The sequence below is a fragment of the Bradyrhizobium sp. 190 genome (genome assembly GCF_023073415.1).
Lineage (GTDB): Bacteria > Pseudomonadota > Alphaproteobacteria > Rhizobiales > Xanthobacteraceae > Bradyrhizobium.
This window is the reverse complement of sequence record NZ_JADPJL010000060.1, coordinates 195,912-203,906: the sequence shown is the minus strand read 5'-3', so window position 1 is coordinate 203,906 and position 7,995 is coordinate 195,912. Positions and strand designations below refer to the sequence as shown.

6 protein-coding genes are annotated in these 7,995 nt (G+C 63.1%); 4 read left to right on the top strand and 2 right to left on the bottom strand.

The genetic code is table 11. The features are described from left to right. Window positions 1-4: 4 nt before the first annotated feature. From IVB22_RS28360 to fhuB, 3 genes are all read left to right on the top strand, one after another. Complete coding sequence (locus IVB22_RS28360) at window positions 5-1,006, top strand: alpha/beta hydrolase (RefSeq protein ID WP_247520463.1); 1,002 nt, start codon at window positions 5-7, stop codon at window positions 1,004-1,006. Window positions 1,007-1,067: 61 nt separating this feature from the next. After that, window positions 1,068-2,003 carry an ABC transporter substrate-binding protein gene (locus tag IVB22_RS28355; RefSeq protein ID WP_247520462.1) on the top strand — a complete coding sequence of 312 codons (936 nt, stop codon included), beginning with the start codon at window positions 1,068-1,070 and terminating at the stop codon, window positions 2,001-2,003. Then, the gene (gene fhuB / locus IVB22_RS28350) at window positions 1,990-3,996 is read left to right on the top strand and encodes a Fe(3+)-hydroxamate ABC transporter permease FhuB (protein WP_247520461.1); all 2,007 of its coding nucleotides are present in this window, start codon (window positions 1,990-1,992) and stop codon (window positions 3,994-3,996) included. Before IVB22_RS28355 ends, fhuB begins: the two co-directional genes overlap by 14 nt. A gap of 34 nt (window positions 3,997-4,030) precedes the next feature. Here the strand turns inward: fhuB and IVB22_RS28345 are convergent, their stop codons facing one another. Both IVB22_RS28345 and IVB22_RS28340 read right to left on the bottom strand, forming a co-directional pair. Next, window positions 4,031-4,855: an ATP-binding cassette domain-containing protein gene (locus tag IVB22_RS28345; RefSeq protein WP_247520460.1), complete on the bottom strand. Its 825-nt coding sequence runs from the start codon at window positions 4,853-4,855 to the stop codon at window positions 4,031-4,033. Between the two features lie 70 nt (window positions 4,856-4,925). Then, complete coding sequence (locus IVB22_RS28340) at window positions 4,926-5,987, bottom strand: siderophore-interacting protein (RefSeq protein WP_247520459.1); 1,062 nt, start codon at window positions 5,985-5,987, stop codon at window positions 4,926-4,928. 301 nt (window positions 5,988-6,288) lie between these two features. Here IVB22_RS28340 and IVB22_RS28335 point away from each other — a divergent pair, with 301 nt between their 5' ends. Further along, window positions 6,289-7,989, top strand: coding sequence for a cyclic peptide export ABC transporter (locus IVB22_RS28335; protein WP_374207717.1), 1,701 nt, complete (start codon window positions 6,289-6,291; stop codon window positions 7,987-7,989). Window positions 7,990-7,995 lie beyond the last annotated feature (6 nt).

Here is a 7,995-nt window from a genome sequence, read left to right as displayed (position 1 = left end):
GCACATGAGTTTAGATCCCGATATCGCCGCGCTGCTCGATATGGTGCAGGCAGGGACCGAAAGCGGCGCACGCATTCCGTTTCCGCAACTGACGGCCGTGCAGGCGCGGGCTGATTTCGATGCATCCTCGCCGCTGCTCGACGTCGATCCCTCGGCGCTCGCGTTTGAGCTTCAATTGTCGCTGCCGACGCGCGATGGCGCCATGATCGACACGCGACTGTACGCGCACGGGGAGCCAAGCACTCGCAATCCGGCGCCCGTCCTTCTCTATATGCATGGCGGGGGCTTTGTCGTCGGAAGCCTCGATTCACATCAGCCATTGTGCCGTGGTCTCGCCGAAGACAGCGGCGCGGCGGTGCTGTCGGTTGGCTACCGGCTTGCTCCGGAGCACAGGTTTCCGACCGCGTTCGAGGATGCGGTCGATGCGTTGGCCTGGATCGGCCGCGAGGGGCTTGCGGCGGGGATAGACGCCAGCCGCGTGGCCGTCGGCGGCGATAGCGCCGGTGGAACGCTTGCCGCTGCGCTCGCCATCGAAGCAAAGGCGAACCGAAGCCTGCCGCAGCCCGTGCTTCAGGTTCTCGCCTATCCCGGCCTGAACTCCCGGCAAACGTCCAATTCCTACGAACGGTACGGTTCCGGATATCTGCTGGAACGCAGCACCGTCGACTGGTTCTTCCGGCAGTATCTCCGCGACGATTCCGACCGCGACGATTGGCGCTTTGCGCCGCTGGCCGCGAAGGATCTATCAGGCCTGCCCCCGGCGCTCATCGTGCTTGCTGAATATGATCCTCTGGTGGATGAGGGACGCGATTACGCGGCCAGGCTTCGCGCCGCCGGCGTTCCCGTCGATCTGCAGATATATCCGGGCATGATCCATGAATTCCTGCGCATGGGAAATGTCGTGGCCGATGCCCTGCAGGCGCGGGCGGCGATTGGGCAGGCGCTGGCCCGCGCTTTTCGGGCGGCTAGCGCAAGGCGGCCTGATGTGGAAAGACTGCGGGAATGAAGGTATGTCATGGCTCTCACCCACCGCGGTCTCGCCGGAAGGCGTTCCTGAGCCGGATCCCATGAGCAAAAAGTCAATCTCCGATTACAGGCTGTCTCGCCGCGCGCTTTTGACCGCGGGTCTGGGTATTGGCGGCGGGATGCTTGCAGACGGCTTGCCGACGGCGATTGCGCAAGCCACCGCACCGCAATCCGGCCCCCGCGTCGCCGCGCTTGGTTGGGCTTGTGCACAGACCATACTGGCGCTCGGGATCGTGCCGTTGGTCGTTCCGGAGATCGAGCGCTACGGCAGGCTCGTCGTCGAGCCGGCTGTCCCGTCAAGCGTTCAGGAAATCGGCTTGCGCTCGGAGCCAAATCTCGAACTGCTGCAGAGCTTCGCGCCTGATATTATCATCATCGATCCCAGCATCACTGCGGCAATGCCCCGCCTCAAGCTGATCGCCCCGGTCGAGGTCTTCACAATTTTCAAGCCCGGCCGGCATCCGCTCGAAACGGCGCGCAGTTCGACGATGGAGCTCGCGCAGCGTCTTGGCGTGCAGGCCGCATGCGAAGCCTATCTGGCGCGTTTCGATACCGCCATGATCGGCTATCGCGAGCAGCTTCGGAATCGAGGAGGCAAACCGCTGTATCTCGTCAGCGAGATCGCCCGCAACCGTGCGCTCGTATTCGGCCCGAACAGCCTCTATCAGGAGGTGCTCAGCCAATTCGGGTTGAAGAATGCCTGGACCGGACAGAGCGGTCCGTGGGGACACACCAGCGTCGGCCTCGAAGTTCTCGCCGCGGTCCCTGACGCGCGACTGGTCCTGATGAGTTCGCGGGTCGCCGATATCGAAGCCCTGCTCAAGGCAAGTCCGGTACTGAGCACCCTTCCTTTCCTCCGCTCGGGGCGGCTGACGGTGCTGGGAAATCAATTCTTCTATGGCGGCGTGCCGGCGGCCGAACGCTTCGCACGTCTTCTCGCCGAACGTCTGCCGCAGGAAAACAATGAGCAAGGTTGACGCGCTGCCCGCCCGGTCCGGGTTCGAGATGCATCCGGCGATTCTGATCGGCTTGCTGTTTGCGGCGGCTGCTGCGCTGACGTGGCGTCATCTGTCGGGCTTTCTGCCGGCTACCGCATGGTTACCGGTGCTATGGCGGCCCGAGATCACGGACACGCAGCAGATGCTCGTGCATTACACCGTCTTTCCGCGCATCGCGGTGGCGCTGCTGGCCGGCGCCGCCCTTGGCCTGGCCGGCACCGTCTGTCAGCAGGTGCTCCGCAATCCGCTTGCCGAGCCGAGCACCCTCGGTGTCCTAAATGGAGCCTATCTCGCGCTGACCGTGACCACCTTGTGGGCGCCGTCGCTGCTTGCCTTCGGCCGCGAGTGGATTGCGTTGATCGGCGGATTCGCCGCGTTTCTGTGCGTGTTCGGTCTCACCTGGCGCCGTGCGCTATCGCCGGTCGTGCTGGTGCTTGCCGGGCTGATCGTTGCCTACTACTGCGCCGTGACGACTCAGGCGCTGGTGCTGCTCAACCATGAATACCTGATTGGCCTGTTCATCTGGGGCGCGGGTTTTCTCAATCAGCAGGACTGGAACAACGTCGCGTTCCTCGCGCCGCGTTTCATCATTTCCTTCGTGCTCATCGCAGCGATGGTCCGCCCGCTGACCTTGCTCGGCTTCGATGACGAGACCGCACGCAATCTCGGCCTCGGATTGACGGGCGCGCGGGTCTGCGCGCTTGGCATCGCGATCGCGCTCAGTGCTTCGGTCGTCAGCGTGGTCGGCGTAATGGGTTTTGTGGGTCTTGCGGCGCCGGCCATTGTCATGCTGTCAGGCGCGCGCCGTTTTCGCGACCGGCTGATTTGGGCGCCCCTTTGCGGCGCCTTGCTGCTGTGGCTGACAGATGAGCTTGTGCTGCTGATCCCGCCCGGCTATCGCGAAATGCCGGCTGGCGCCGCCACTGCCCTGATCGGCGCGCCGATGTTGCTTTTGTTGCTGCCGCGGCTACGGGCCACCGCGCCGGTGGGGGACCTCACGCCATCCATACCACCGCGTCTCGACCATCCCTGGCGGGTCATCTTGTTCGGTGCGGTCTTGCTGTCGGTCGTGGTCTGGATCGCGCTCGCGGTCGGGGTCGGCTCAGAGGGCTGGAGCTGGAGCGGTCTGGCCGGCATCCAGGAGTTTTTGCCGTGGCGCTGGCCGCGCGTGGTGTCGGCCATGGCTGCGGGGGCCACGCTGGCGGTGGCCGGCACGCTGCTGCAACGCATGACCGGGAATCCAATGGCGGCTCCGGAGGTGATGGGGATCAGCTACGGCGCCGCGATGGGTGTGCTCGTTCTCCTGTATCTTCTTCCCTCCCATACACGCGTGACGCAGATTGCAGGCGGTGGGATCGGAGCCTTCATCGTGCTCGGGCTGGTTCTGCTGTTCAGCCGGCGGTCCGAATTCAGTCCGGAGCGTGTGCTGCTGGCTGGCGTCGCCATGAGCGCGGCGTTCGGCGCGATCATGGCCATGGTGCTTGCGACCGGTGATCCCCGCATAGGTATACTTCTGTCGTTGCTGGCGGGATCGCTTTATCAGATCGGTCCGACCGAGGCGGCGATACTGGCCGCCGCCGCCATCATCCTGTTGGCTCTGGTGCCGATGTTGTCACGCTGGCTCGATATCCTGCCGCTCGGCCCGGCAGCGTCGCGTTCGGTGGGCATATCGATGGCGAGAAGCCGCATCATCATCATGCTGCTGACCGCGTTGTTGACCGCGACGGCGACCTTGATGGTTGGGCTTCTGAGTCTCGTCGGTTTCATCGCGCCGCACATGGCGCGGATGATGGGGGCACAACGCGCACTTCACCAGGCGGCGCTGGCCGCGCTGATTGGTGCCACATTGATGGTATTCGCGGATTGGGCCGGGCGGATGGTGATATTTCCGTTCCAGATGCCGGCCGGCATCTTCGCGATGATGCTCGCCGGTCCTTATCTGGTTTGGCTGTTGCGCCCGCGACGAACATGACACGCCGCGATGGAAAGGCGGATGACTCGCCTTTTTATCGTGCAAAGCTGATGAGGTGGCTCTGATCCGGAGACGGCATCACCCCCATGGGGATGCCGTAGATGGTTTCGAGTTCAGCCGGCGTCATGATCCTGTCGGGCGCGCCGCGGGTTATCAGCCTGCCCGAATGCAGTGCGATGATCTCGTTGCAGAAGCGCGCCGCCATGTTGACGTCATGGAGCACGACGACCACGCCGAGATTGCGCTCGCGGGCGAGCTGCTTCACGAGCGACAGAACTTCGATCTGATGGGCGATGTCGAGCGCCGAAGTCGGCTCGTCGAGCAGCAGGCATTCGGCGTCCTGCGCAACCAGCATCGCGATCCAGACCCGCTGGCGTTCGCCACCGGACAATGTATCGACCAGCCGATCCGCAAACGGCTCGATGTGGGTCAGTGCCATGGCCTCCGCGACCTTGTCGCGGTCGGTGTCGCCAAACCGGCCGAGTGCGCCATGCCATGGATAGCGGCCCAGCGCGACCAGTTCCTTGACCAGCATGCCGGCGGCGGGCGGCGTCTGCTGCGGCAAATAGGCGACCTTGCGGGCGTATTCCCGGTCGCTCCATTCACGTAGCGGGCGCCCTTCGAAACGGATCGTGCCGGATGAGCTTGGCTGCTGCCGCGCCAGCAGCTTCAGCAAGGTCGATTTGCCGGAGCCATTGTGCCCGATCAGGCCCACGACGCTGCGCGCGGGAAGGGACAGGGTGAGTGGTTCGAGCAACGCGCGGCCAGCCACCGCAAAGCCGACCTGGTCCAGTTCGAACAAGGGCGCGGTCGTATCGGGCGACGCCTCGGCGATTTCGGTGGGCCGAACTACGTGCATGGGAAAGTGCCTGCGGAGACTATGCGGTGCGAGACGAACGCTGTCCCCTCGATCCGCGCATGTGGAGATGTCATGGCTGACGCAGGCTCCAATACGCGACCGCAAGATGCTGCTCGCGGGAGAGCTTTCGTTCATCGCGCAAATGGTTTCGCAATGCCTTCAGCGCCTGTGCTTCGCACGCGACCCAGGCAAAGGCCTCGCGATGATCAGGCCATCGCACAGCCTTGACGGCATCGACCAGCAACTGCGTCGTCCCGGCCGGACGGTCGCCGCGATGCAGCCAGCGGATCGACACGCCGGCAGGCCCGACCAGCGGAACCTCCTCAAGCCGATCGGCGACTTCGATGAAGACTTCACCCTCAGCCGTTGCCGGCAGGGTCTCGAGAATTCGCGCGATGGCGGGGAGGGCAGTTTCGTCGCCGGCCAGCAGAAACCAGCGCGCCGGACGAATGCCTCGCCCGAGGGGGCCGGCCATGCCGCAAATGGCGCCGGCTTGCGCATTGAGGGCGAATGCCGATCCCGGTCCGGCATGGTCGTGCACCACGAAATCGATATCGATTTCGCGGGTCTGCAGATCGATGCGGCGGATGGTGTAGTAGCGGGTGACGGGACGGCGGTCCGGTTCCGGCCAAAGGATGCGTCCGTCCGGCGCAGGCCACGGCCATTCGGGCTTGGCGAGGCCCGCCGGCGGGAAATACAGGCGGACGTGCAGGTCATCGTCGTTCACGAAGCGGGCGATGTCGTCCCCGGTGAAGGTCAGCCGGCGCATGCGGGGCGTGAGGTCGATCGCTGCCTTCAATCGCACTTCGCGGAAATTGGCTAGCGTGCCGCCATCGGATTCATGACCGGACCAAACGATAGTCGGTGGCTCGTCGCCTGCGAACTCGATGACGTGCGAGGCCACGACCGATCGCAGCATTTCGAGGTGACCCTTGTCTTTAGCCTCGACGCGGATCTTGAGTGCCTCGGCCTCAACGGTGAGCGAGCTGGTTCCAAACGGAAGTTTGGCCACCATCAGGCCATCCTGATCCTCGAAGGCGATGTCATGCTCGGCCAAATGATCGATCATCCGGGCGGCAAGACCGGCGGCATCGGCAAGCCGGATGCGGGTTTCGGAGATCAGCGAATCCAAGTCATCCTCCAGTCGGGCCTGTCCGATGCTGGCCTGCAAGCGCTTCGATTTCCGGATATCGCGGCCCGACACGGCTGGATCCAAGTCCTACACGCTCATCGGCTGCGATGCAAAGGCGGTACCACTCATATTTTATTAAACGCGTCGCCGATCACAAATTAGAATCAATCGAAAAAGGCTGAAAAATAAGCCCTGAAAGAGCGATGCTGCCATCATGTATTCGCATCACTCCAGCAAGGCTGTTCGTGTCACGACGGGCCGTGTAGGTTCGCTTCAGCTCTACTCAAGCGCGGCACTCATGATGAATCCACGAAGCGGCCTGACGGCGCAGATCCTGCATCTCCTGCGGCCATATTGGCCGATCGTGCTTGGAGGCATCGTTCTCGGCATTGTCGGCGGCGCCAGCGTTGCGGGGCTGCTCGCAGTCGTCAACCGCGGGCTCTACGCCTCGCAGGGCGACATCGCAACGCTGCTTTTCGCCTTTGCGGGCCTGTGTTCGCTGATCCTGATCGGATCCATCGGCTCCGACATCAGCGCCAATTATGTCGGACAAAGGATCATCGCCGAGCTTCGCAAGTCGCTCGCCGCCAAGATTCTGGCTGCCCCGATCGACCAGCTCGAAATCTACCGGACGCATCGCCTGATCCCTGTTCTCACGCAGGATGTCGATACGATCAGCGATTTCGCATTCTTCTTCTCATCTTTTTTCGTGTCCCTCGTTATTACTTTCGGCTGCATGGTTTATCTGGCGGTATTGTCGTGGCCGCTTTTTCTGATCACGGGATTGGTCATTATCCTGGGTTCGCTGGCGCATGCTCTTGCGCGAACGCGGGGGGTTCAGGGATTCAATGCCGCCCGCGACTCGGAAGACGAGTTGCAGAAGCACTACCGGGCGATCGCGGAGGGCGCGAAGGAATTGCGCCTGAACCGCACCCGCCGGCAGCGCGTGTATGTGGAGAAGCTTCAGCGCACCGTTGACCGGATCAGCACGGTGCAGATCAAGTCGATCAACCTCTTCGTGACTGCACGGGCATTCGGCACGATGCTGTTCTTCGTCGTGATCGGCGTGGCGCTGACCTTGCGTCCCTTCTTGTGGCCGGACAGTCCCGCCTCGGTCTCCAGCGGCTTTGTGCTTGTGCTGCTCTATATGCGAGGTCCCATCGACCAGGTCATCGGCATCCTGCCTGCACTCGGCCGCGCGCAGGTGGCGATGCGCCGCATCGCCGAGCTTTCGGAGCAGTTCTCGACGCCTGAACAGGACTTGCTGGCCGCGCCTTCGACCGCGCCGGAAGCGTCGGCCCGGATCGAATCGATCGAACTCCGCGGAGTGTCGTACGCCTTCCGCGCGGTGCCCGGCAGCAATCCTTTCGTTCTCGGGCCGATTGACCTGCATATCCGCCAGGGGGACATCGTTTTCATTGTCGGCGAAAATGGCAGCGGAAAGACCACGCTCATCAAATTGCTGCTGGGACTTTATGCGCCGCAGACCGGTGCGGTGCTTCGCGATGGCCTGTCCGTCGTAACGGAAACGCGGGATGATTACCGGCAGCTCTTCACCACCATCTTCTCCGACTACTACCTGTTTGAAGACCTGCTTCAGGGAGCCGGAGTGGTGCCGGATGTCGCGGAACGGTATCTGGAGCGATTGGAGGTCGCGCACAAGGTCTCGGTCGAGAACGGCGTATTTACGACGACGGACCTGTCGACCGGGCAACGCAAGCGGCTGGCGCTGATGAATGCCTGGCTGGAGGAGCGGCCGGTCCTTGTGTTCGACGAGTGGGCCGCGGATCAGGATCCCGCGTTCCGGCATATCTTCTATACGGAACTGCTGCCCGACCTGAAGCGCATGGGAAAGACGATCATCGTGATCTCGCATGATGACCGTTATTTCGGCGTGGCGGACCATCTTGTGCGACTTCGTCACGGCAAGATTGTCGCTGGCGAGGCGAAGGCCCATAACGTCATGGAGCCGTCATCAGTTCCAAGCGGCGCGCCTCTTTAGACGTAT

What these genes read in the sequence shown, in the direction of transcription:
- IVB22_RS28360 (WP_247520463.1), top strand. Translation starts at nt 5, where the DNA reads ATGAGTTTAGATCCCGATATCGCCGCGCTGCTCGATATGGTGCAGGCA.
- IVB22_RS28355 (WP_247520462.1), top strand. Translation starts at nt 1,068, where the DNA reads ATGAGCAAAAAGTCAATCTCCGATTACAGGCTGTCTCGCCGCGCGCTT.
- fhuB (WP_247520461.1), top strand. Translation starts at nt 1,990, where the DNA reads ATGAGCAAGGTTGACGCGCTGCCCGCCCGGTCCGGGTTCGAGATGCAT.
- IVB22_RS28345 (WP_247520460.1), bottom strand. Translation starts at nt 4,855, where the DNA reads ATGCACGTAGTTCGGCCCACCGAAATCGCCGAGGCGTCGCCCGATACG.
- IVB22_RS28335 (WP_374207717.1), top strand. Translation starts at nt 6,289, where the DNA reads ATGAATCCACGAAGCGGCCTGACGGCGCAGATCCTGCATCTCCTGCGG.